Below are 22,253 nucleotides of genomic sequence, written 5' to 3'. Positions count from 1 at the left end.
CGCGGTTCGCTCATCGCGAACCGCCCATCGGTCACCGCGAACCGCCCATCGGTCACCGCGAACCGCCCATCGGTCACCGCGAACCGCCCATCGGTCACCGCGAACCGCCCATCGGTCAATCCTCGCTCACTATCCCGTCGACCGGTCGATCCGGATTCGCGGCGCGCGCTTCCTCGGGCAGTCCGAGCTGGTAGCGGTCGGCGTTCTCGCGAACCGTGGTGCGCCCGCGGTGGACGGAGACGTCGCCGTTGAGGTGGAGCCGGACGGCCTCGAGCAGCGCGTCGGCCTCGAGGGGCTGGCCGCGCTCTTTCAGCTCGCCGAGCTCGGCGTCGTCGGGGACGTCGAACGCGCGCTGGGTGATGATCGGCCCCTGGTCGAGATCCGTCGTGACGTAGTGGGCCGTGACGCCGGCGACGCGGACGCCCGATTCCAGCGCCTGGCGGTAGGCCTCGGCGCCGGGAAACGCCGGAAGCAGCGAGGGGTGGACGTTGATGATGCGGTCCTCGTACCGGAAGACGACGTTGGGACTCAGTATCCGCATGAACCGGGCGAGTACGATGAGGTCGGCGTCGTAGCTCGCGAGCAGGTCGAGCAGCTCGGCCTCGTCGACCTCGCCGGTCTCAGTGCCGACGTCGTGGAAGGGGATCCCGTAGTGGTCGGCCAGCGGTTCGAGCGAGCCGTGGTTGCCGATGACGACGCCGATGTCGGCGCCGAGGTCGTCGTTGGCCCACGCCTCGAACAGCGCCTCCAGGCAGTGACTCTCGGCCGTGACCAGCACGGCGATCTGCTGGGTCTCGCGGTCGGCCGGAAAGCGGACCTGGACGTCGAGGCCGAGCTCGTCGCCGAGACCGTGCAGGTCGGCGCGGAGCTTCGCCTCCGTACAGACCATCTCGGCGGTGTCGACGGCGAGGTACATCCGGAAGACGCCGTCCCGGACCGCCTGATCGAGGTCCTCGATGTTGATCCCGCGTTCGAAGAGCAGGCTGGTCACGCGCGCGACCAGTCCGGTGTCGTCGTCTCCGATGACCGTGATTTCGGTCACGTCGCTCGTCATCGGGACCACCGTCGCCGGTACTCGAGCGGGGGAGCAACCGTCATCAACGGCTTCGAGGACGAGGTCGAATAAAAGCCCTCCCATCGGCGTAAGATTGGTGATCGACGGTCGAAGACGCCGGCTCGGCGGGCCGACGTTCGACCGGCCGCTTCCGGCGCGGCGGGCACGCTCTCGTCCGCCGGTGACACGTCTCTCGTTCCGGTCACGTTCGTCATCCAAATCATTAAGTCGTCTCGATATACTCACTCACTATGGTAAGGCAAAACATCTCAAGGAGGGCGTTCTGTGCGACGGTGGGTGCCGCGGGGATCGTTTCGGTGGCGGGATGTCTCGGCGACGACGACGGATACGAGATCGGGATGGTCGACTCCATCTCGGGGTCGCTGGCTCCCTACGGGGAGCGAAACGAGCGCGGAATGGAACTCGCCCTCGAGGACATCAACGCCGCGGGCCTCCGCGGCGAGGAGCTCTCGATCATACGGGAGGACGACGAATCGACCGAAGGGGAAGCGGTCGCCGCGGCGGACAAACTCGTCAACCAGGACGGAGTTCCGCTGGTGATCGGTTCCGTCGGATCCGGCGCGTCGATGTCTATCCACGACTCGGTCGTCGACGGGACCGACGTCGTTCACATCTCCCAGAACAGCACGGGTGCGGTGTTGACGGAGCGGCCGAACCTGCTCCGGATCAGCCCGTCGGGCGCCGCGAAGGGCGCCGCGCTCGCGGACCTGATCTCCGACGAGGGCCACGACTCGGTCGCGGTGAGCTGGATTAACAACGACTACGGGGACTCGCTGGCGACGGTCTTCGACGACTCGTTCGCGGGGGAGGTCGCGTACAACGAACCGCACGAACCCGAGGGCTCGTCGTACCGGGGCGAACTCTCTGACATGGCGGGATCAGGGGTGAGCGCCTGGCTGTTCATCACGTACGCCGACGAGGTGACGGTGATGGTCAACGAGGCGTACGACCAAGGCTACTACGAGGACGTGGACTACTACGGCGCCGAGTCGACGATCGCCGACGAGATCCTCACGAACACCGAACCTGGGAGCCAGAACGGGCTCACGGGGATCACCGAGGCGGCCAGCGAGGACCAGACCAACTACCAGAACTTCGAGAGTCGATTCGAGGACGAGTACGGCGAGTCGCCGACCGTCTGGGCGGCGTACGCGTACGACGCGTTCCTGGTGTCGGCCATCGCGATCGAGGCCGCCGACGAGTTCTCGGGCGAGGCGATCGGCGAGGTCGTCCGCGACGTAACGCGACCGGAGGGCGAGGACGTATCGACCTTCGAGGAGGCGAAGGAGCTCCTCGAGGACGGCGGCCCGGACGACATCAACTACCAGGGCGTCTCCGGACCGATCGACCTGGACGAGAACGGCGATCCGCCGGGGAACTACCGGATCTACCGGGTCGAGGATCACGAGTACGTCTGGGGCGACTACATCACGAGTTGAGCCCCGTTCGGGCGGAACTTTCGCGGGAAGCACGCACACCGAAGACCAGGTTATCGTACATGAATCTCGAAACGTTCGTTCGGGTCGACGGCCCGCGGGCCGGACGTCCCGGCAGGAACCGGACTACGGAGGGGGAATCGTAGTGTCGCTCGCACAACTGTTCGTCAACGGCGTCGTCTACTCGTGCATCATCATCCTGGCGTCGATCGGGCTCTCGCTGGTGTACAGCATCGGCAACTTCGCCAACTTCGCCCACGGCGACACCATGGCCGTGGGCGCGTTCGGCGCAATCGTCGCGGCGCCGGCGATCCAGTCGCACGCACCGGGGGCCGCCGTCGCCGGATTCCCGCTGTGGTTCTTCGGCGCGCTCGCCGTCGGGATGCTCGTGGCCGTCGTCGTCGTCGTGGCGACGGAGTACCTCGTGTATCGCCCGCTCGACGCCGACCCGATCGGCCTGCTCATCACGAGCATCGGCGTCGCGCTCGCCTACCGGGCGCTGCTGATGATGCAGTTCGGCTCGGGGCAGCGAACCTACCCGATGAGCCGGGGCGGTCGCATCGAGTGGATCGACGAGGCGTTCGGCGTCGCGGTCACCGTCCGCGACCTCGTCATCGTCCTGACGACGATCCTGCTCGTCGTCTCGCTTCACGCGCTGTTGCAGTACACGACGCTGGGCCGGAAGATGCGCGCGATGGCCGACAACGCGGAACTCGCTCGCGTGGCCGGCATCCGGACGCGGGAGGTCGTCCTTGCGATGTGGATCATCGGGGGCGCCCTGGCGGCCGCGGGCGGCGTCTTCCTCGGCCTCGACACGCTCGTCACGCCGCGGATGGGGTTCGAGCTCCTGCTGTTGATCTTCGCGGCGGTGATCCTCGGCGGGATCGGGTCGGTCTACGGGGCGATGCTCGGCGGGTTCGCGATCGGCATGGCCCACGAACTGACGCCGGCGATCCCCTACATCGGCACCGAGTACAACGCGGCCGTCGCGTTCGTGCTGCTGGTCGTGATCCTGCTCGTGCGCCCTTCGGGCATCCTCGGAGGTGACGTCGAATGAGCGGCGACGGATCGGTCGATCCCGTCGCGACGATCCGCTCGCGCTGGGACGCCGCCGAGCGTGCGGATCGGGTCGTTTACGCGCTGGTACTCGCGACGGTCGCGTCACTCCTCGTCGGGATGGCCACCGGGGTCGTCAGCGTCATGTACGTCGCCGGGCTGTTGATCCTGATCGCGATGTACGGACTGCTCTCGGTCGGCCTGAACATCCAGTGGGGGTACGCCGGGCTCATCAACTTCAGCGTCGTCGCCTTCTTCGGGCTCGGCGCCTACGCCGCGATGCTGGTCTCGTCCCCGCAGTCGCCGCTCGAACTTGGGTGGCACCCGGCGGTCGCGATCCCGCTCGCGATCGTCGTGGCCGCGATCGTCGCGGTGGCGATCGGCATCCCGACCCTCCGGCTTCGCGCGGACTACCTGGCCATCGCGACGCTCGGACTCGCCGAAGTCGTCCGGCTGATCATCCTGCACGAGCGCCAGTGGACGGCCGGGAGCCAGGGCATCAGCATCATGCCGGTCCCGCTGGAGTGGCTCCCGGTCGGCCGTCGGTGGGTCGTGCTGTTCCTCGCGCTCGCGTTCCTCACCGCCGTCATCCTGTTCGCGCGCCGAATCCACCGCTCGCCGTGGGGGCGGGCGCAGCGGACGATCCGCGCCGACGAGGACCTCGCGCAGGCGCTCGGGAAGAATACTTACCGGCTCAAGATGCAAGCGTTCGTCATCGGCAGCGTCGTCATGTCGCTGGCGGGCGTCCTCTACGTCTTCCACAACCAGTTTCTCACGCCGGGAATGTTGCTCCCCATCGAGACGTTCTACGTTTGGGTCGCGCTCATCCTCGGCGGGACCGGAAGCGAGCGGGGCGCGCTGCTCGGGGGAGTCATCATCGTCGCCATCCGGCAGGGCACCCGATTCGCCTCGGACACGGCGGCGTTCGACCTGCTCAGCGGGGCGCTCGCCACCGTCGGCGTCTTCCCCTATCTCAACTCCGCGTCGCTCCGGTTGTTTCTCGTCGGCGTCCTCATCGTCCTCGTGATCCGGTTCCGTCCCGAGGGGATGCTGCCGCCGCGGGACGAACTCATCTGGCCCGATTCCCGAGAGGGGGATTCGAACGAGGGCGAGCGAGGCGACGGACGCGTCCACCGCGAGGCCGACGTCGAACCGTCGGCCGGGCCAGCCGCCGGAAGCGGAGGTGAGCAGGCGTGAGCACGGAGTATCGGTACGACGGCGCGGTCCTCACGAAGCGGGACCCGGTCCTCGAGACGGTAGACCTCCGCAAGTCGTTCGGCGGACTCGTCGCGACCGACGACGTCTCCATCCAGGTCGAACGCGGCTCGATCACGGGACTGATCGGTCCGAACGGGGCCGGCAAGTCCACGCTGTTCAACCTCATCTCGGGGCACTACGAGGAGGACGCCGGTCGGGTCGTCGTCGACGCGACCGACGTCACCGACATGAACCCGTACGAGATCGCCCGGGAGGGACTCGTCCGCACGTTCCAGACGCCGCGACGGCTCGAGGGCATGACCGTCCGCGAGGCCATGCTCGTCGGCCCGCAGCGACAGCTGGGCGAGTCGATCCTTCCGCTGTTCACCTCGCCGGGGGCCGTGACCGAACAGGAGCGGGCGAACGTCGAACGGGCGGAGGCGATGCTCGAACGGTTCGAGATCGATCACCTCGCGCGAGCGCCGGCCACCGAACTGTCGGGCGGGCAGTCGAAGCTCGTCGAGATGGCCCGCGCGCTGATGGCGGACCCGGAGATCCTCCTGCTCGACGAACCGGTCGCGGGGGTCAACCCGACGCTCGCGAACAAACTCGCACGGTTCGTCCGCGAGCTCAACGAGGAGGGCCAGACCTTCCTCATCATCGAACACGACATGAGCTTCATCATGAATCTCGCCGACCCGATCGTCGTCCTCGACCAGGGGAAAGTGCTGCTCGAAGGATCGCCCGAAACGGTTCGGTCCGACGATCGAGTCGTCGACGCGTACCTCGGAGGTGGCGCGTGATGGACCGACACCGGCGCCGGCACTCCGAGCCGTACCGCGCCGACGGCGGCTCGCAGGGAGCGTCGTCGACGCCCGCGCGAACCGCGACCGCCGACGATCGACTCGCGCCGACCGAGGACGTCCCCCGCGACGCCGTCCTCGCGCTGGAGGACGTCGACAGCGGCTACGGCGAGCTGCAGGTGCTGTACGACCTCTCCGTGCACCTCGGGGGGGAGGAGATCGTCTGTCTGATCGGTCCGAACGGCGCGGGCAAGTCCACCGTCCTCCGAACGGCCTTCGGGCTGAACGCACCGTGGTCCGGAGAGGTCTACTTCGACGGCGAACCGATCGGCGGGACCGAACCGGCCGACCTCGTCCGGATGGGCCTGGGGTTCGTTCCCCAGACCGACAACGTGTTCGGCTCGCTGACCGTCGAGGAGAACCTTCGGATGGGCGGGGTCGCCCGCGAGTCCGGTCTCGGGTCCGTGATCGAGACGCTGTACGACCGCTTCTCGATCCTCGACGAAAAGCGACGCGCGAAGGCGAAGACGCTCTCCGGTGGCCAGCGACAGGTGCTCGCGCTGGCCAGGGCGCTCGTGATGGAACCCGACGTGCTGTTCGTCGATGAACCGTCGGCCGGTCTCGCCCCCTCGATCGTCGACGAAGTGTTCGAGAACGTTCGCACCGTCAACGACATGGGGACCTCGGTCCTGATGGTCGAGCAGAACGCTCGCGACGGGCTCGCCATCTCGGATCGGGGCTACGTTCTCGATCAGGGGACGGTCCGGTTCGAGGGCCCGGCCGACGAGCTGCTCGACAATCCCCAGGTGTCGGAGCTCTACCTCGGCGGGTAGCGAGCCCGGATCGCTCCTCGCGGCACCCTGCGGTCGCCGCTCGCACCACCGAGGCGGTTCACTTGACCATCCTCTTGCTGCTCGCGGGTCGCTTCGTTCCTCGCTCGTCACTCCGAGGCCACGCTCGCGCTCGACTTCGCTCCCAACCCGAAAGCGTTTTTGAGCCCGCTCGCCCGCCTTCAGGTAATGTCCGCCTATACCGCGACGGTGACCGTCCGCCTCAAGCGCGGGGTTCTGGACCCGGAGGCCGAGACGACCAAGCGTGCACTGGAGCGTCTCGGCTTCGAACTCGAGTCGCTGCGATCGGCCGACCGCTTCGAGATCGACCTGGAGGCCGAGGACGCGGCGGCCGCGGCCGATCGCGCCGACGAGATGGCCGAGCGCCTGCTCGCCAACCCGACCATCCACGACTACGAGGTCGACGTCGAGGAGCGATGACGGTCTCGATCGTCAGGTTCGGCGGCTCGAACTGCGACCGGGACGCCGAGCGCGCGCTGGCTCACCTCGGGATCGACGCCGAGATCGTCTGGCACGAGGACGGGTTGCCGGCCGACACGTCGGGCGTGATCCTCCCCGGCGGCTTCTCCTACGGCGATTACCTCCGCGCCGGCGCGATGGCCGCTCGCTCGCCCGTCCTGGCGGAGGTGCGCGAGGCCGCGAACGAGGGCATCCCCGTGCTGGGCATCTGCAACGGCGCGCAGGTCGGCTGCGAATCCGGCCTCACGGAGGGCGCCTTCACGACCAACGAGAGCGCCCGGTTCCAGTGCGAGCACGTCCACCTCCGCGTCGAGCGCGCGGACACGCCCTGGACCGCGGCGTACGAGGAGGGCGAGGTGCTCCGGATTCCGATCGCCCACGGCGAGGGTCGCTACGAGGTGGCCGACGAACGCCTCGCCGAGCTTCGGGAGGCCGGTCGCGTGCTCTTTCGCTACTGCGAGGCGGACGGTCGGGTGACCGCCGACGCCAACCCGAACGGGTCGAAACACGCCGTCGCGGGCGTCCTCGGCGCCGACGATCACGTCGCCGTGATGATGCCTCACCCGGAGCGGGCGACGCTTCCGGACGTCGGACAGACCGACGGGCAGGGCGTCCTGCGGGCGTTCGACGGCGCGACGGAGTGATCCGGTCGGCGTGGGTCTCCGGGACCGGCGGAATCCGTCACCGCTCTCCCGAGTTCACCGTCCGCGGCGGTCCGGACGAGACGGCATCCGGTCGGCGATCGGGCCGACCGCTAAAAGATTAAAGAGGGGACGGTTCGTCTTCCAGTCAGAGTCGAACCGAACGGGTGACTCGATCATGAGCGAGACCAGGCTGGTCGTCTACGTCGGCCCTTCGGACGCGGAGCCGCCGGCTCTAACCGTCGATGGGATCGCTCTCGAGGTCGAACACGTTCGAACCGTAGACGCGTGTCTCGCGCGCCTCGAGCGCTCCGACGGCGTGATCGTCGCGGACGCGTTCCCGGACGAGGGCGCTCCCGATCGCTGTCGGACCATCCGGGAACGCGACGGTGCGGTGCCGATCCTCGTCTACGCCGAGGACGGCAGCGAGGCGCTCGCGGGCGAGGTCGTCGCGGCGGGAGCCGACGGGTACGTGCCGGCGTCGGCCGGCGTCGGGACGCTCGAGACGCGACTGACCGCGCTCCTGGGCGGACGCGACGCGCCCGATTCCGGGGACTCGGACGCGTCGGAACTCGATTTCACCGATCCGGGCGCGTCGGGCCTCGAACGACGCCGACGGTCGCCCGCGTGGGCCGCTCTCGTCGTCGAACAGTCGCCGCTGGCGATCGTCGAGTGGGACCTCGATTTCGAGGCGGTCAGCTGGAACCCGGCGGCGACGGAGCTGTTCGGGTACGGGCCGCGAGAGGCGATCGGCGAGCTGGGTCCGGAGCTGCTGGTTCCGCCCGAAGACCGCGACCAGGTACACGGGTACTGGGAGGATCTGTTCGACACCCGCAAGCGCCGCCGGGGCGTAAATCGGAACCTTCGGAAGGACGGCTCGGTGATCACCTGCGAGTGGTTCAACACGCCGCTGATCGACGAGGACGGCGAGATCGTCGGCGTCCTCTCGTTCGCTCAGGACGTGACCGACGAGATCAGGCGGGCGGAGGCGCTGGAGACGCTCCAGGAGACGACCCACCGACTGATGCGCGCTCGTTCGAAGTCGGAGATCGCCGACGTCGTGATCGAGGCCGCCGAGTCGGTCATCGACCGGCCCCGGGCCGGGATCCGATACTACGATCCCGAGTCGGGGACGCTCGAGCTCGCGACGGCGACCGAGGACCTCGACGAACGCGCCGACGCGACGGCCGTCGGGCCGGGCGACGGGCTGCTCTGGGAGACGTTCGAGCGCGGGGAGCCGACGGTGATCGAGGACGCGTCGGCCGAGATGGTGCCGTACGACCTCGACCTGCCACTCGGGAACGCGATCGTCCAGCCGGTGGGCGACCGCGGGCTGCTGACGGTCGCGTCGGCCGCGGAAACGACGCTGAGCGACGCCGAGTTCCACCTCGTGCAGGTGCTCGCCTCGACGGCCGAGGTCGCGATCGAGCGCGCCGAGCGCGACCGCGAGCTCGAGCGCGCGAAGACGATCGTCGAGGCGGTCGGCGACGGCGTCTACGCGCTGGACGCCGGCGGTCGGTTTACCACCGTCAACGACACCCTCGCATCGATGACCGGCTACGCCCGCGAGGATCTCGTCGGCATCCACGGGTCGACGATCCTCTCGCCCGAGAGCGCCGACCTGATGGCCGACGAGGTCGAGGGGATGCTCTCCTCGGAGCGCGACGACGTCTTCACGAGGGAAGTCGAGGTCGTGACCGCCGACGGGGGGCGACTCCCCTGCGAGGTGAGCACCGCCCCGCTTCGAACCGACGGCGAGCTCGCGGGGACGGTCGGCATCGTTCGCGACGTGAGCGAGCGCAAAGCGATGGAGCGGGAACTGCTCGACCGCCAGCACAAGATCGCGAACCTCCACGAGGTCGTCTCGCAGCTCGAGGAGTGCGAAACCGAGGGCGAGATCTACGACCTGACCGTCGAGGCCGCCGAGGGCGTCCTGAACTTCGACGTCTGCGTGGTCAGCACCGCCGACGACTCGTACCTGGAGATTGAGGCGGTCTCCTCGCACGTCGATCAGGACCGATTCCGTACCCGACGTCACGTCGACGTCGGCCTCAGCGGCAAGACCTACCGCGAGCGACGTACCTTCCGGATCGACGACGTCGCGAACTCGCCGGATGCGAACCCCCAGGACGCGAGCTTCGAATCGGCGTTGAGCGTCCCGATGGGCGAGTACGGCGTCTTTCAGACCATCTCGACCGAACCCGCCGCGTTCGACGACCGTGACGAGGAGCTCGCGGAGCTGTTAATCTCGCACGTGACCGACGTGCTCGACCGGCTGCGGTTCGAAGAGCAGCTGCTCGCCGAGCGCGATCGGTTCGCCGTCCTCTTCGAACACGTTCCCGACGCCGTGGTCACCGGCCCGCACGTCGGCGAGGAACTGATCGTCGAGCGCGTAAACTCGGCCTTCGAGCGGATCTTCGGCGTCGAGGAAGCGGAGATCAGGGGCGAGCCGCTCGACGACTTCATCGTGCCGCCCGACCGGCGCGAGGAGGCCGAACGCATCAACGAGCGGAGCGAGTCGGGGGCGGTCGTCGAGACGGAGGTCAAGCGACGGACGGCGGACGGCCTCAGGGATTTCATGCTTCGCGTGGTGCCGTTCGAGGTGGAGGACGAGGGCGAACACGCCTTCGGCGTCTACACCGACATCACCGAGCAAAAACAGCGCCAGAAGCGCGTCGAGGTGTTGAACCGGGTGCTCCGCCACGACCTCCGCAACGGGATGAACATCATCGAAGGGAGCGCGGAGATGCTCGCCGCGGCCGCCGACACGGACGATGCGGAGATCTACGCCGAGGCGATCCGCGAGCGCACCCGCGAGCTCATCGGGCTGGCCGAGAAGACCCGAGCGGTCGAGCGGACGCTCGACCGCGGCGAGGCCGCGACCGGCCCGGTCGACGTCGTCGAGGCGGTCGAAGTGGCGATCGAACGGCTCGTCGACGAGTACCCGAACGCGTCGGTGTCCCGGTCGATTCCGGACCGCGCGTTCGTCAGGGCCGACGACCTCCTCGAGGAGGCGATCTTCCACGTCGTCGAGAACGCCGCCGAACACACCGATCGAAGCGATCCCGAGATCGAGATCAGCCTGGACCCGTCGGCCGAAGACGAGGACGTCGTGCTCCGGGTCGCCGACGACGGGCCGGGAATCCCCGACGAAGAGCGGGCGCTCCTGGAGGAAGAACGCGAGATCACCCAGCTGCGCCACGCGAGCGGGCTCGGCCTGTGGCTGGTCGACTGGGTGGTGACCCAGTCCGGCGGCGAACTCGCGTTCGCGGAAAACGAGCCGCGCGGGACGGTCGTCGAACTCCAGCTGCCGGCCGCGACCGACGCCAAGTCTGACGCGGTCGGAGCCGGGGTGACGATCGACGACTGACACCGCGGCGGTCGGGGACGGCGGCCCGGACGATCGGTGGTCGGGGCCGCGACGGATGGTGACTCACCCCACTGGACGGGCCGTACAGTTCGTCGCGTCGGCGACGTTTTCGAGATCGTACTTATCCGAAGTGCTTCGCGTAGAATTCCTGTGCGTGTTCGATGGCGTCGAGGGCCGCCTGCCGGTCTTCCCAGCCCTGGGTCTCGACTTCCTTGCCTTCCTCGAGGTTCTTGTAGGTCGCGAAGAACTCGTCGATCTCGTCGAGCTGTTGCTGCGGGATGTCCTCGAGGTCCTCGACGTGATCGTAGCGCGGATCCTCGCTCGGGACGGCGACGACCTTGTCGTCCTGTTCGCCGTCGTCGTTCATCTTCATCAGCGCGACGGGGCGGGCCTCGATCACGCAGCCCGGGAACGTCGCGTCCTCGACGAGGACGAGCACGTCGAACGGGTCCTCGTCGTCGTAGTACGATTGCGGGATGAACCCGTAGTCGGACGGGTAGTGCACGTTCGAGTGGAGCACGCGGTCGAGGACGACGCCGGGGACGTCCTTGTCGTACTCGTACTTGTTGCGCTCGCCTTTGAGGCACTCCACGACGGCGTAGATCGTTTCCGGCGGGTTCGGTCCGGTCTCGAGGTCCTCCCAGAGATTCGTCATGCGGTGGACAATCCGCGGTCGATCAAAAAGTACTTTCGTAATCGAATACCACTGTGGAGAGACGGCACACGCGGGACCGTCCGGCCGCGGCCGCAGCCCCGGCTGACGGATTCGCGACCGTCGCGGCCGCGGCGTCGACGATCGAAACGGACAACGAGTAAGCAAATCTTAAATAGATCGGTGTCATCACCTCACCTATGTCAGAGGCACAATCAATCACCGGCGACACACGCACCGCCCGCGACCTGACCGCGTTCCAGAATAATATCCTCACGATCCTGGCCACCGAGCCGATGTACGGCCTCGCGATCAAGCGCGAGCTCGAGGAGTACTACGGGACCGAGGTCAACCACGGTCGCCTCTACCCCAACCTCGACGAACTCGTCGACCTGGGGCTGGTCGAGAAGAGCGAACTCGACAAGCGAACCAACCAGTACGAGCTCACCGACGAGGGCTACGAGGCCGTCCTCGATCAGATCGCCTGGACGCTGTCGAAGGTCGTCACCGACGACGACCGCGCCGAACAGATCGAAACGCTCGTCGACGAGAGCTACTGAAGCGATCGGCGTCCGGTCATTTTTCGACGCCGCGACCGGTAGCGGCCGTGCCGGCGCTTCCTCGATACGGTCGGAAGTGCCGGGGGTCCCTCGATGCGGTCGGAAGACGGACGGTCCCGTTGGCGGCTCGTGGCGCCGGTCCGCGTTCGCAATCGCCTCACTCCGGCGGCACGTTCGGTTCCTTGCCGCTCGCTCCGGCGGCAGACTCGCACCGTTCGCCGGTTCGCCCCGGCCGCGGCTCACTCCTGCAGGCGTTCGGGGACCGAGAACGAGGGGACCGGCTCGTCGGCCGCCTCGAAGCACAGCGCCACCGATCGACCGACCGTCGCGCGCTGGCGCGCCGACGGCCACGCGTTCCTGACGAAGTACTCGCCGAGGAACTCCTCGAGCTCGGCGCCCGTCGCGTCGGCGATGGGCTTCGCGTAGTGGTTGCCCATGAAGTCGGCGAGCGCGTCGGCGTTGGCGCCGTGAATCTCGCCGTATTCTTCGCGGACCGTCGCCACGAGTTCCCGGTTGCGAGCGTCGAGCGCGTCCCAGTCGTCGGGATCGCCGGGCCCCGAGAGCGACACCTCGACCGCCCGCGAGAGGTCCTCGATGCGGTCGGTCCGGACCGTCCCGTCCGCGAGCCACTCGGCGGGGTGACAGACCAGCGTGTCGTCCGCTTCGCGCACGCGAGCGGCGTAGCCGTGCTCGGCCAGCAGGTCCGCCCGTCGCTCGCGGTAGGCGTCGCGCTCGTTCTCGTCGATCGCCTCGCGTGCGAGCCGCGTCAATCGTTCGGCGTCGTCGACGACGTCGTCGGGGAGCGTCTCGCCGCCGGCGCCGTCGGTCGCGCGCCCGCTCGTTTCCGGTTCGCGTCCCGCGCCGGCTCGGGTGCGGTTCACGTCTCTCGTGTCGCGCATGACGTCGGCGTGGGTACGACCGGGCGGGTTTTGCCCCTGTCGGTCGGCGGGGCGATTCCCGTCCGGCGTCGGGGGGCGGCCCGGGCCGATCGTCGGGGGAACTCCGGCACGGGTTCGCAGTCTCCCGGAACTGCCGAAGTCATAATTACGACGACGTGGAAGGGCGGGTATGATCGCTCGAGACGATCTGGAGCGCGACGTCGTACAGTTCGCCGCGCGGGAAGTCGCCACCGTCGCCATGGAGACGCCCCTTCGCGAGCCGATTCTCGAGGCCGTCGAGCGGACGACGGACGCGCCGGTGGTCGAATCGGCCGACGCGGACGCGGAGGCGGGGACCGCCGAGGAGTCGGGGGCCGACGGCCCGTCGATCGCTCGCGGCCTCGTCGCCGTCGCGCTCGCGATCGGGGCGATCTACGTGCTCTTCCGTCTGCTCGGCGAGGACGGCGCCTGATTTACGCCGCGTCGAGGGCCTCGTTGGCCAGCTCGTCGGCGCGCTCGTTGACCTCGCGGGGAACGTGCTCGATCGTCCACTCGTCGAACGTCGAGAGGTGTTCGCGGACGGTCACGCGCTTCTCGCGGAGCGCGGGGTCGTTCGTGTCGTACTCGCCGCGGACCTGCTTGACGATCAGCTCCGCGTCGCCTCGACAGTGGAGCTCGTCGAAGCCGTAGTCGCGAGCCGCTTCGAGGGCGGCGATCAGCGCCTCGTACTCGGCCTGGTTGTTCGTCGCGCGGCCGATCCGTTCGCCGCCTTCCGCGACGATGCCGTCGCCGGTGACGAGGACCCAGCCGACCGCGGCCGGGCCCGGGTTGCCGCGCGCGGCGCCGTCCCAGTAGAGGTGCGCGCGCCCGCCGCCGTCGCGTAGCAGCGCCTCCAGCTTCCGGGGGCTGGCGCCCTGGATCACCACCTTGTCGTCGTAGGCGACCGCGGTGGCGTCGCCGCGATCGGCGCGCCAGCGTTCGTGATCGGTGTTTCCGGGTTCGACGGCTACGCCCGCCTGCTCGAGTCGCTCGCGGGCCCGCTCGACGTCACACTCGATGACCGGCATGGATGGACAGGAGCCGATTCGGGCCAAAACCGTTCCGGTTCCGTCCCGAAATTCATCACGTTCCGGGTGAAATTTACCCGCCGTCCCCGAGGTGGCCGGTCCTGATGAAAATTTTTCCCAAGGATTTATATATGCAGATGATGCTACTATAAAAGTGCGATGACACGGTCCACCCGCCAGCGGGAGCGCATGCGCGAGACGGCCGAAGACGAGGCACAAGAAGGAATTCGGGCTTGTCCGGAGTGCGAATCCGAAAACCTTGTAAAGGATTCGGATCGGGGTGAGCTCATCTGTGAAGACTGCGGGCTCGTCGTCGAGGAGGAAAAGATCGATCCGGGGCCGGAGTGGCGGGCGTTCAACCACCAGGAACGACAGCAAAAGTCCCGCGTCGGCGCGCCGACGACCCAGACGATGCACGACAAGGGGCTGACCACCACCATCGACTGGAAGGACAAGGACGCCTACGGTCGCTCTATCTCGTCGAAAAAGCGCAGTCAGATGCACCGGCTGCGAAAGTGGCAGGAGCGGATCCGGACCAAGGACGCGGGCGAGCGGAACCTGCAGTTCGCGCTCAGCGAGATCGACCGCATGGCGTCGGCGCTGGGCGTCCCGCGGTCGGTACGGGAGGTCGCGTCGGTGATCTACCGCCGCGCGCTCAAGGAGGACCTCATCCGGGGGCGCTCGATCGAGGGCGTCGCCACCTCCGCGCTGTACGCCGCCTGCCGGAAGGAGGGCATTCCGCGGAGCTTAGAGGAGATCTCCGAGGTCTCGCGGGTCGAGCGCAAGGAGATCGGCCGCACCTACCGGTACATCTCCCAGGAGCTCGGCCTCGAGATGAAACCCGTCGACCCGAAGAAGTACGTCCCCAGATTCTGTTCCGAACTCGAACTCTCCGAGGAGGTCCAGACGAAGGCCAACGAGATCATCGAGAAGACCGCCGAGGAGGGCTTGCTCTCGGGCAAGTCCCCCACCGGCTACGCCGCCGCCGCGATCTACGCCGCCTCGCTGCTCTGTAACGAGAAGAAGACCCAGCGGGAGGTCGCCGACGTCGCGCAGGTGACCGAGGTGACGATCCGGAACCGCTACCAGGAGCAGATCGAGGCGATGGGCATCCACGGTTAGTCGCCGGCACTCACCGACTCGAACGCGGCTGCGGCGCGCCCCGGGGTAATTCCGACGCGATCGACCCGAGCCACCGCGTCGCTCGCGTATCGCGACAGCCGAATCCGGGGATCGCGTCGCGCTCGATCGTCCGTCTCGCCGCCGCCGGTCTCCGCCGCACCCCACCTCACCGTCTTTCGTCTCGCGGACTTCCCGGCTCCCTGCCTTCGTCAGTTCACAGCGTCCCCTCGCTACGACGTCTGATCGCGAGGGCGCCGCCGGGTCGATCACGACGCCTCTCGTCGGGTGCGGCTCGGACGTCTCCCGCGGGCCTCACTCGTCGTCCGCCGCGTCGTCGGCGTCGTCACCGCCGTCAGCCTCGTCACCGCCGTCGGCGTCGTCTGGGTCGTCATCCCCGTCTGGGTCGTCGTCCTCGTCGGGGAGCCCGCCGTCGTCGTCGGGGTCGTGCTCGCCGTTCTCGCTCCCGTTCTCGACGGTGATCGAGATCTCGTCGACCGCGTCGAACGCGATGTGGGCGCTGTCGCTGGCCTGCGCGACGAGATCGTACTCGCCCTCGGAGAGGTCGACCTCCGCCTCCGTATCGCCGTCGCCGAGGTGGATGATCCCCGACGCCTCGGGAATCTCCTCGCCGGGCTCGAAGGGGTCGCGGTCGACGATGACGTGGAGGTGACCCGTATCGTCGGCGAGTTCGCCGGCTTCTTCGTCGTCGTTGTCGTCGTCCGCGTCGGCGCCGTTCTCGCCTTCTTCCTCCACCCCTGCCTCGCTCGGTCCTTCGTCGGTGGGGACGAGTTCGAAGTCTTCGACGTCCATCTCGACGGTAAACGGGCTCTCGACCGTGTCGCCGTCTTCGGGGTCGACGATCTCGACGTTCCCCTCCGATTGCTCGTGGTCGACTTCCTGATCGGCGTCGTCCGCCTCGGTCTCGTCGTCCGCCTCGGTCCCGTCGTCTCCGGCCGGTCCGGCGTCCAGACAGCCGGCGAGGGCGCTCAGCCCGACCGCGCCCCCGACGGCGATGAGTCGTCTGCGCGTCGTGTCTCTCATGACGAGCGTGGTAGGAAACAGGGGCGGAAAAGGAGCGAGCGGGCACACGCGGGTACGACGGCGGTCGGATCGATGGCGGGATGGCGGCGGTCGGATCGATGGCGGGATGGCGGCGGTCGGATCGATGGCGGGATGGCGGCGGTCGGATCGGTACGCTCCGCGGGAGGGGCGTCGGCAACTCTCCGAACTCAACATTCAACTCCGCGCGGTCCGTACCGGCGTTCGAATGCGCCTCGACGAGTACATCGAGGACTTAGAGCCCGACGAGGAGGCCGAGCGCCGCCGCCTCGCGAGGGAGAAGTCCTACGCGGTGACGGACTACCTCGAGGACTTCGAGCGCCGGTTCGACGACGCGCTCTCCGGCGACGCCCTGGTCGGCTCGACCGCGCCCTCGATCTTCGTCGGGCGATCGGCCTACCCTGACGTTCCCGTGGGGCTCCTCTCGCCGGTCGGCGACGAGGACAGCGCCGCGGACTACGTCACCGACGGCGCGTGGTACCGCCAGGGGTACGGCATCGACGACGTGCTCCAGCGTCGGACGGGCCTGTTGAACGCGAACAAGCGCGCGAACGTCGACGCGCCGAGCGTCGCCTCGCGGCTGGCGCCGTCGGTCCACGACGTCTGGGAGGGTTTCGTCGGCGTCCAGCGCGAGGTGGCCATCGCCGACCGGCCGGTCGACCTCGAGATCGGCCTCGACGACGCGCCGGACCTGGGACTCGACGCCGGGACGGACGTCGCGACGCCGCGCGGTCCGCGCGCCCGGGCCCGGAACGCCGACCTGACCGAGAACCCGCACGTCCCGCGGGCGGTCGAGAAGACCCTCGAGGACGACGACTGGCAGGCCCAGGGCGCGATGACCTACCTCTACCGGCGCGGGTTCGACGTCTACGAGATCAACTCGATCCTCTCGGCGGGCGCGCTCGGGCGAGCGGAGAACCGCCGGCTCGTCCCGACGCGGTGGTCGATCACGGCCGTCGACGACGCGGTCGGGAAGTACCTCCGCGGGCGGATCCGCAACGCCCCGAGCGTCGACGAGGTGCAGGTCTGGATGAACGAGTACGTCGGCAACCGCTACTGGGTGATCCTCGCGCCGGGCACCTGGGAGTTCGAGCTCGTCGAGATGAAGGCGCCGGGGAGCATCTGGAACCCCGACCCACGCGACGACGTCTGGCTCGCCAGCGCGAGCGAGGGATTCGAGGGACGCACGGGCTACGTCGAGGAGACCGCGGGAGCGTACTACGCCGCCCGCCTCGGGGTCCTGGAGCACCTCGAGTCGATCGGTCGGCAGGCAAAGTGCCTGGTGCTGCGGGAGGTCTCCGACGACTACTGGGCGCCCGTCGGCGTCTGGCAAGTTCGCGAGAGCGTCCGCAACGCCTTCGACGGGGAGTGCGGGGAGGCCGAGACGTTCCACGACGCGGTCGCCGGAGTCGCCGAGCACCTGCCGGTCTCGCTCCAGCGCCTGCGCCGAAAGTCGGAACTGGCGGCCGGCCTGCAGGCGAACCTCTCGGCGTTCGCCGGACGGGACGGGTGAGTTTCGGCCGCCGATCGCGCCCCGACGGCACGACGCCGCCGGGACCGCGGACGCACCGTGAAGGATTTGACCGATCCGCTCGAACGCGGCCCATGGCGCTCGCGCTGCTGAGCACGCGGATCCTCGAGATCCTGTTGCTCCTCGTCCTCCTGATCGGCGTCCCGCTGCTCGTCCTGCTGATTCTGGGGGGCGCCGCGGCGTACGTCCGGGAGGGCGCAGAGCGGGAGCTCGAGTCGATGGCCGAGGCGGGCGAGCTGGCGGAGCCGGGCGATCGGGACGTACCGGCGGAGCGGGACGAGCGGAACTCGTCCGCGGCGACGGGTGAGGGGGACGTTCCTACGGAGCCGTCGGATCCAACGGTCGGGGACGGCCGGGAGTCGGTCGACCGGGACGAATCCGAATCCTGACGGACCGGATGGCTGTCGGCGGCCGCTCACTCGGCTCGCGGCGCGCTCGCCGGTTCGGCGGGCTCGGGTGGCTCGATGTCGTTCCAGTTGCGGCTGAACACCGTGAGACTCGCCTTGAACACCGCGAGCAGGATCGGGCCGAGGAAGAGCCCGAGGACGCCCAGCAGGTAGATGCCGCCGAGGACGCCGACGAGAACGACCGCCGGGTGCAGCCCCGAGCCGCGGTCGACGGCGATCGCCCGGAGGTAGTTGTCGACGACCGAGAGGACGGCCACGCCGTAGGCGAGCAGGAAGGCGGCCCCGAGGACGTCGCCGGTCGCCAGCAGGTAACCGACGGCCGGCGCCCAGACCAGCCAGACGCCGATCACCGGCAGGATGGAGACGACGATCATCACGACCGTCCAGAACGCCACGTTCGAGATGCCGACGACGTAGAGGCCGATCCCGCCGAGGACCCCCTCGACGACGGCGACCAGCATGTGGCTCCCCAGCACCGCCCAGGTGACCACCCGGATCTCCTCGAACAGCTCGTCCTGAACGTCGCCGGTGAGCGGCGTGATCTGCCGGGCCCACTCGACGAACCGGTCGCCGTCGAGTAGGAAGTAGTACAGCAAGAACACGAGGAGCATGAGTCCGAAGCTGGTGTGGATCATGGTGTTCACCAGTCCCACGATCTCGCCGAGGACGGTCTCCGCCGCGGTGGCGAACACCGCCTCGAGTTCGTCGGCGACGACCGCCTCGAGTTCGTCGACGGCGGTCGGATCCACGCCGAGATCGTGGACCAGCACTCCCCGGACGGAGTCGATCACCGCCTCGACGTCCGCGCCCTCCACGCGCTCGAGATACTCGATCGCCGTCGAGAGGATGACCAGCGAGAAGACGACGATGGGAACGATCGCGGCGACGAACGCGAACGCGGTGAGCGCGCCGGCGGAGACGCGGGGGCCGAACCGGGGCGCCAGCCGCTCGTGGAGGGGGTAGAGCAGGAACGCGAGCAACGCGGCCGCCAGCACGAACTGGAGAAACGGCGCGACGATGAGAAAGCCCACCGCGCCGAGGGCGACGACGATCAGGGCGAAAAAGCCGGTCCGGACGTCCATGGGTGGACGTGTCGGCAACTTCGTATAAGCTTTCACATCGATACGTTCCGACGGGCCCGGTCGCAACGATTCGAGAACGGGTCGGGTGCACGACGGACGTCCGTCGGGCGCTGCCGACGGCGAAAACGCGACCGTTCGATCGGCGTCAGTGCTGGACGTCCTCCTCGACCGAGTTCAGCTTCGCGAACGTCTCCTCGGTCAGTTCGCCCGTCGTGTCGATGATCTCCGCCCACGTCTCGCTGTCCGGGGCTATTCCCAGCCGGTGGGCGATCTTCATGATCGAGACGTGGTAGACGCGCTGGCGGCCGGGCTCTTCCTCCCAGACGATCATGTTGCACGGGAAGAGGCCGCCGATGCGCATCGTCTCGTCGAGCGCCTGATCCGCGATCGACGGGTTGCACGCGCCCAGCACGTAGTAGGGGTCGCGGTCGGCGTCGACCTTCTCGTTCAGCAGTTCCGACGGCGAGAACTCGACGGGGATGCCGAAGCCGACCTCCTCGCAGACCTCGCGGACGTGTTCGACGGCCTCCTCGTGGCCCATCGCGAGGATCGCCTGCTTTTCGCCGTACTCGTCGGGGTCGATCTCCGCGGGATCGTACGGGACGTTCATGTCCGAGACCACGTCGCCGGAGGTCAAAAAACGCTCACACTCGGCCAGCGGGGCCGACGTCCGAGGGCCGACGTCGCGCCGGCTGCGGGACGTGCGGGTTCGATTCGGCCGACAGAACCTCGGACGCCGGGACACCGGGGCGTCGGGGGGTGGCCCGACGCGTCGGTACGGTTGCCGTCCACCGACGGCGATCGCCGAAACGATCACCGCGTCCGAAGCCACGGCTCGATCCCACTTCGTTACGCGCCCCGTTCGATCGCCGGACGCGAGCGGGGTCGAGGGCGAGCGAATCCCCGCCTCGTATGGTAATCGCGGACCGGTGTAATGACGAATTATCGCGCTCGCAGGACTCGGCTCCGTTCGAATCGTCGGCGCCGGTCACAGCGGGACCGGCAGCCACTCCAGCACCGCGAGCACGGGCTCCGGATCGAACAGCGGGTCGTGGAGGACGAGCCAGTCGAGCAAGACGAGTCCGGCGCCGTGGGCGACCACCGACGGCAGGATCGAGTTCGACTTGAAGTCGACGGCGCCGAAGAGGACGTCCGTGGGCCCGGAGAGCAGGAACTCGATCGGCGGCTTCCCGTAGTGGTGGAGCATGTACAGCAGCGGACTGATGAAGACGGCCTTGAACCCGATGTCCTTGACGCCGACGCAGAGCAGTCCGCGGTAGTAGGTCTCGGCGGCGAGCGCGAGGACGAACAGCTGGACGGCGTGGGGGAGGAACTCGTTGATCGTCGGCGCGGTCCGCCACATCGGGTAGAACTCGCGAATCGTCGGGAGCGTCGAGCCCACCAGGTAGAACGGCAGGACGAACAGCGCGAGGAGGACGGCGTTGCGGACCGCCAGCCGGTTCACCCGCCAGCCGATGCGCCGGCCGTGGGTGAGCCCGAGCGCCAGCGGCGCGACGATCAGCAGGAGGCCGTCGACCAGCACGCGACGCTCGAGCTCGGCGGGGACGAACGTCATCCAGAGGACGGTGAGGACGGCGCCGAGCAGCAGCGACTTCTGGACCCAGCTGAGCTCCGGAAGCCGGTCGTCGAGCCAGCGAGCGCCCGATCGGACGTCGACCGCCACAACCGCTTACTCCGCCGTCCGCACGGGGCCGGGCCCCATCACGTCGCGCACGTGGCGCTCGAACTCCTGGCGTCGCTGGAAGTAGGTCTCCTCGACCTGGCTCAGGAGGTCTTCGAGCGCTACGGGGCCGCCCGGCGTTCTGACGACGCTGTCGCCCTCGAGTCGCTCGACCTCGCTCGCCTGGATCGGCCAGTGCAGGCGCGAGCTCACGCGGGCCAGCGGAGCGCCCTCGACCGGCGTGTGCTCGCCGAGTTCGACCGCCGGCTCGCTCTCCTCGTCGTCGCTCATGCGCGGACGGTTCGCAGGCGCGTCGATTCAAGGTTTCGTTTCGCGCGAGGCGCGGTTCGGAGCGACCGAAGGGAGCGAGAACCGCGGAATGGCTAACGGCGCCCCTTCGAGATGGAGCCGCGCCGATCGCGGGTCGCTTCGCTCCCTGCATTCCCCGACGCGACTCTCGCTTCGCTCGAGTCGCGCCGCTCGCGGGTCACTCGCTCACGGCTTCGCCGTTCGCGTTCCCGAGGCCTCGCTGGCGCTCGGCCTCGCACCCGTTCCCCGCTCGCCGTCCCGATGATATCGCTGCGCTCGATCCTCGCGTCTGCCGGACGTCTGACGTACTGTTTTGGGGAGGGAATACGAATGGCGGGACATGACCAGCCTTTCGGAGGCGTACGAACGGAACGAGCGAGAGGTGACGAGCCTCCGGCGGCTGTACGCCGGGACGGCGCTGGTCCTCGCGGGCGCCGCGATGGCCGTGCTGGCGGTGCTGGTCGCGACGACGGATCTCTTCTCGTTCGTCGCGAGCGACACGCTGGCGGCCCGCGAACTCGCGGGCGTTCTCGGGGGTCTGGCGGTCCCCGCGGTGCTCGTCGGCGTCTTCGTCGTCCTCCCTACCGGACGGCGTATCAAGGCCGCCGCCGCGATCAGCGCGAGCATCTGCCTGCTCGGCGTCGCGCTCTTCGCGTACGCTTACCCGGCCCACTGGGACGGCTACGGCCAGGACCTCACGTCGTTCGTCTCGGCGGTCTACCTGATCGGGCTGTTCAGCGCGATCTGGTGCCTGTTCACGGCCGTCGTGAACTTCAAGACGCGCAACGATCCCGGCGGGGCGCTCGAGATGAACGTCACCCGGAAGGGCGAGACGAAGATCGTCGAGGTCGAGCGCTCCGGCGGGCTGGGCGGCGTCGGCTTCCTCGGGAGCACGCCGGACGGCGAGGTGGAGACGCAGACGAACGGGCCAGCCGCGTCGGTCCCGTCGCCGGCCGCCTCGCCCTCCTCGGCTGGCGCCGCGCCGTCGACGTCCGCCTCCGGCCGCGGGCGGGGCGG

23 protein-coding genes are annotated in these 22,253 nt (G+C 68.6%); 14 read left to right on the top strand and 9 right to left on the bottom strand.

The window, feature by feature from the left end; genetic code table 11:
* Positions 1 to 115 precede the first annotated feature (115 nt).
* Complete coding sequence (locus QZT59_RS09000) at positions 116 to 1,054, bottom strand: formyltetrahydrofolate deformylase (protein ID WP_290814486.1); 939 nt, start codon at positions 1,052 to 1,054, stop codon at positions 116 to 118.
* Positions 1,055 to 1,305: 251 nt separating this feature from the next.
* Here QZT59_RS09000 and QZT59_RS08995 point away from each other — a divergent pair, with 251 nt between their 5' ends.
* The 8 genes from QZT59_RS08995 to QZT59_RS08960 all read left to right on the top strand — a co-directional run bounded on the left by QZT59_RS08995 (position 1,306) and on the right by QZT59_RS08960 (position 10,888).
* Entirely contained in the window at positions 1,306 to 2,514 is a 1,209-nt protein-coding gene (locus QZT59_RS08995; protein WP_290814483.1) for an ABC transporter substrate-binding protein, read from the top strand.
* A 142-nt stretch (positions 2,515 to 2,656) separates the two neighbouring features.
* Positions 2,657 to 3,568, top strand: coding sequence for a branched-chain amino acid ABC transporter permease (locus QZT59_RS08990; RefSeq protein WP_290814480.1), 912 nt, complete (start codon positions 2,657 to 2,659; stop codon positions 3,566 to 3,568).
* Positions 3,565 to 4,764 (top strand): branched-chain amino acid ABC transporter permease, encoded by a 1,200-nt coding sequence (locus QZT59_RS08985; protein ID WP_290814477.1) that lies wholly within the window; start codon positions 3,565 to 3,567, stop codon positions 4,762 to 4,764. The genes QZT59_RS08990 and QZT59_RS08985 overlap by 4 nt, the downstream gene beginning before the upstream one ends.
* Entirely contained in the window at positions 4,761 to 5,567 is an 807-nt protein-coding gene (locus QZT59_RS08980; protein WP_290814474.1) for an ABC transporter ATP-binding protein, read from the top strand. Before QZT59_RS08985 ends, QZT59_RS08980 begins: the two co-directional genes overlap by 4 nt.
* Positions 5,567 to 6,400 carry an ABC transporter ATP-binding protein gene (locus tag QZT59_RS08975; RefSeq protein ID WP_290814472.1) on the top strand — a complete coding sequence of 278 codons (834 nt, stop codon included), beginning with the start codon at positions 5,567 to 5,569 and terminating at the stop codon, positions 6,398 to 6,400. The genes QZT59_RS08980 and QZT59_RS08975 overlap by 1 nt, the downstream gene beginning before the upstream one ends.
* A gap of 186 nt (positions 6,401 to 6,586) precedes the next feature.
* Positions 6,587 to 6,838 carry a phosphoribosylformylglycinamidine synthase subunit PurS gene (gene purS, locus QZT59_RS08970; protein ID WP_290814469.1) on the top strand — a complete coding sequence of 84 codons (252 nt, stop codon included), beginning with the start codon at positions 6,587 to 6,589 and terminating at the stop codon, positions 6,836 to 6,838.
* On the top strand, positions 6,835 to 7,521 hold the full coding sequence (purQ, locus tag QZT59_RS08965; protein WP_290814466.1) for a phosphoribosylformylglycinamidine synthase I: 687 nt from the start codon (positions 6,835 to 6,837) through the stop codon (positions 7,519 to 7,521). Before purS ends, purQ begins: the two co-directional genes overlap by 4 nt.
* A 175-nt stretch (positions 7,522 to 7,696) precedes the next feature.
* The gene (locus tag QZT59_RS08960; RefSeq protein ID WP_290814463.1) at positions 7,697 to 10,888 is read left to right on the top strand and encodes a PAS domain S-box protein; all 3,192 of its coding nucleotides are present in this window, start codon (positions 7,697 to 7,699) and stop codon (positions 10,886 to 10,888) included.
* A gap of 121 nt (positions 10,889 to 11,009) precedes the next feature.
* Here the strand turns inward: QZT59_RS08960 and QZT59_RS08955 are convergent, their stop codons facing one another.
* Positions 11,010 to 11,543, bottom strand: coding sequence for an inorganic diphosphatase (locus tag QZT59_RS08955; protein ID WP_290814460.1), 534 nt, complete (start codon positions 11,541 to 11,543; stop codon positions 11,010 to 11,012).
* A gap of 197 nt (positions 11,544 to 11,740) precedes the next feature.
* Here QZT59_RS08955 and QZT59_RS08950 point away from each other — a divergent pair, with 197 nt between their 5' ends.
* A complete protein-coding gene (locus tag QZT59_RS08950) occupies positions 11,741 to 12,100 on the top strand; it encodes a PadR family transcriptional regulator (protein WP_290814457.1) in 360 nt (119 codons plus the stop codon).
* A gap of 239 nt (positions 12,101 to 12,339) precedes the next feature.
* On the opposite strand, the gene QZT59_RS08945 is transcribed toward QZT59_RS08950, so the two are convergent.
* On the bottom strand, positions 12,340 to 12,999 hold the full coding sequence (locus QZT59_RS08945; RefSeq protein WP_290814455.1) for a rnhA operon protein: 660 nt from the start codon (positions 12,997 to 12,999) through the stop codon (positions 12,340 to 12,342).
* Positions 13,000 to 13,168: 169 nt separating this feature from the next.
* Between QZT59_RS08945 and QZT59_RS08940 the strand changes: the two genes are divergently transcribed.
* Positions 13,169 to 13,450, top strand: a complete 282-nt coding sequence (locus QZT59_RS08940) for a hypothetical protein (RefSeq protein WP_290814452.1) — start codon at positions 13,169 to 13,171, stop codon at positions 13,448 to 13,450.
* Between the two features lies 1 nt (position 13,451).
* Here QZT59_RS08940 and rnhA read toward each other — a convergent pair whose 3' ends face one another.
* A complete protein-coding gene (gene rnhA, locus QZT59_RS08935; protein WP_290814449.1) occupies positions 13,452 to 14,045 on the bottom strand; it encodes a ribonuclease HI in 594 nt (197 codons plus the stop codon).
* A gap of 159 nt (positions 14,046 to 14,204) precedes the next feature.
* Here rnhA and QZT59_RS08930 point away from each other — a divergent pair, with 159 nt between their 5' ends.
* Entirely contained in the window at positions 14,205 to 15,167 is a 963-nt protein-coding gene (locus tag QZT59_RS08930; RefSeq protein WP_290814446.1) for a transcription initiation factor IIB family protein, read from the top strand.
* A gap of 312 nt (positions 15,168 to 15,479) precedes the next feature.
* On the opposite strand, the gene QZT59_RS08925 is transcribed toward QZT59_RS08930, so the two are convergent.
* Positions 15,480 to 16,208 carry a DUF4399 domain-containing protein gene (locus tag QZT59_RS08925; protein WP_290814443.1) on the bottom strand — a complete coding sequence of 243 codons (729 nt, stop codon included), beginning with the start codon at positions 16,206 to 16,208 and terminating at the stop codon, positions 15,480 to 15,482.
* Positions 16,209 to 16,434: 226 nt separating this feature from the next.
* Here QZT59_RS08925 and nreA point away from each other — a divergent pair, with 226 nt between their 5' ends.
* Both nreA and QZT59_RS08915 read left to right on the top strand, forming a co-directional pair.
* On the top strand, positions 16,435 to 17,739 hold the full coding sequence (gene nreA, locus QZT59_RS08920; RefSeq protein ID WP_290814440.1) for a DNA repair protein NreA: 1,305 nt from the start codon (positions 16,435 to 16,437) through the stop codon (positions 17,737 to 17,739).
* 92 nt (positions 17,740 to 17,831) lie between these two features.
* The gene (locus QZT59_RS08915) at positions 17,832 to 18,146 is read left to right on the top strand and encodes a hypothetical protein (RefSeq protein WP_290814437.1); all 315 of its coding nucleotides are present in this window, start codon (positions 17,832 to 17,834) and stop codon (positions 18,144 to 18,146) included.
* A gap of 26 nt (positions 18,147 to 18,172) precedes the next feature.
* On the opposite strand, the gene QZT59_RS08910 is transcribed toward QZT59_RS08915, so the two are convergent.
* The 4 genes from QZT59_RS08910 to QZT59_RS08895 form a co-directional block, all read right to left on the bottom strand.
* Entirely contained in the window at positions 18,173 to 19,246 is a 1,074-nt protein-coding gene (locus tag QZT59_RS08910) for an AI-2E family transporter (protein ID WP_290814434.1), read from the bottom strand.
* A gap of 145 nt (positions 19,247 to 19,391) precedes the next feature.
* Positions 19,392 to 19,856, bottom strand: coding sequence for a DUF302 domain-containing protein (locus QZT59_RS08905; RefSeq protein WP_290814431.1), 465 nt, complete (start codon positions 19,854 to 19,856; stop codon positions 19,392 to 19,394).
* Between the two features lie 378 nt (positions 19,857 to 20,234).
* On the bottom strand, positions 20,235 to 20,930 hold the full coding sequence (locus QZT59_RS08900) for a type II CAAX prenyl endopeptidase Rce1 family protein (RefSeq protein ID WP_290814428.1): 696 nt from the start codon (positions 20,928 to 20,930) through the stop codon (positions 20,235 to 20,237).
* A gap of 6 nt (positions 20,931 to 20,936) precedes the next feature.
* Positions 20,937 to 21,218 (bottom strand): DUF5789 family protein, encoded by a 282-nt coding sequence (locus tag QZT59_RS08895; protein ID WP_290814425.1) that lies wholly within the window; start codon positions 21,216 to 21,218, stop codon positions 20,937 to 20,939.
* Positions 21,219 to 21,576: 358 nt separating this feature from the next.
* Between QZT59_RS08895 and QZT59_RS08890 the strand changes: the two genes are divergently transcribed.
* Positions 21,577 to 22,253 (top strand): hypothetical protein (locus QZT59_RS08890; protein WP_290814422.1); only part of this gene is annotated, 677 nt, incomplete at its 3' end.

The organism is Halovivax sp. (genome assembly GCA_007119345.1).
Classification (GTDB): domain Archaea; phylum Halobacteriota; class Halobacteria; order Halobacteriales; family Natrialbaceae; genus Halovivax.
Note: the sequence above shows the minus strand (reverse complement) of the source record. Positions and strands in the feature narration are given on the sequence as shown.

Excerpts from the sequence above, each read along its gene's own strand:
- QZT59_RS08985 (WP_290814477.1), top strand. The coding sequence starts at position 3,565 with ATGAGCGGCGACGGATCGGTCGATCCCGTCGCGACGATCCGCTCGCGC.
- QZT59_RS08905 (WP_290814431.1), bottom strand. The coding sequence starts at position 19,856 with ATGAACGTCCCGTACGATCCCGCGGAGATCGACCCCGACGAGTACGGC.
- QZT59_RS08910 (WP_290814434.1), bottom strand. The coding sequence starts at position 19,246 with ATGGACGTCCGGACCGGCTTTTTCGCCCTGATCGTCGTCGCCCTCGGC.
- QZT59_RS08955 (WP_290814460.1), bottom strand. The coding sequence starts at position 11,543 with ATGACGAATCTCTGGGAGGACCTCGAGACCGGACCGAACCCGCCGGAA.
- rnhA (WP_290814449.1), bottom strand. The coding sequence starts at position 14,045 with ATGCCGGTCATCGAGTGTGACGTCGAGCGGGCCCGCGAGCGACTCGAG.
- QZT59_RS08960 (WP_290814463.1), top strand. The coding sequence starts at position 7,697 with ATGAGCGAGACCAGGCTGGTCGTCTACGTCGGCCCTTCGGACGCGGAG.
- QZT59_RS08995 (WP_290814483.1), top strand. The coding sequence starts at position 1,306 with ATGGTAAGGCAAAACATCTCAAGGAGGGCGTTCTGTGCGACGGTGGGT.
- QZT59_RS08895 (WP_290814425.1), bottom strand. The coding sequence starts at position 21,218 with ATGAGCGACGACGAGGAGAGCGAGCCGGCGGTCGAACTCGGCGAGCAC.
- QZT59_RS08915 (WP_290814437.1), top strand. The coding sequence starts at position 17,832 with ATGGCGCTCGCGCTGCTGAGCACGCGGATCCTCGAGATCCTGTTGCTC.
- QZT59_RS09000 (WP_290814486.1), bottom strand. The coding sequence starts at position 1,054 with ATGACGAGCGACGTGACCGAAATCACGGTCATCGGAGACGACGACACC.
- QZT59_RS08940 (WP_290814452.1), top strand. The coding sequence starts at position 13,169 with ATGATCGCTCGAGACGATCTGGAGCGCGACGTCGTACAGTTCGCCGCG.
- QZT59_RS08950 (WP_290814457.1), top strand. The coding sequence starts at position 11,741 with ATGTCAGAGGCACAATCAATCACCGGCGACACACGCACCGCCCGCGAC.
- purS (WP_290814469.1), top strand. The coding sequence starts at position 6,587 with ATGTCCGCCTATACCGCGACGGTGACCGTCCGCCTCAAGCGCGGGGTT.
- QZT59_RS08925 (WP_290814443.1), bottom strand. The coding sequence starts at position 16,208 with ATGAGAGACACGACGCGCAGACGACTCATCGCCGTCGGGGGCGCGGTC.
- QZT59_RS08930 (WP_290814446.1), top strand. The coding sequence starts at position 14,205 with ATGACACGGTCCACCCGCCAGCGGGAGCGCATGCGCGAGACGGCCGAA.
- QZT59_RS08975 (WP_290814472.1), top strand. The coding sequence starts at position 5,567 with ATGGACCGACACCGGCGCCGGCACTCCGAGCCGTACCGCGCCGACGGC.
- purQ (WP_290814466.1), top strand. The coding sequence starts at position 6,835 with ATGACGGTCTCGATCGTCAGGTTCGGCGGCTCGAACTGCGACCGGGAC.
- QZT59_RS08945 (WP_290814455.1), bottom strand. The coding sequence starts at position 12,999 with ATGCGCGACACGAGAGACGTGAACCGCACCCGAGCCGGCGCGGGACGC.
- nreA (WP_290814440.1), top strand. The coding sequence starts at position 16,435 with ATGCGCCTCGACGAGTACATCGAGGACTTAGAGCCCGACGAGGAGGCC.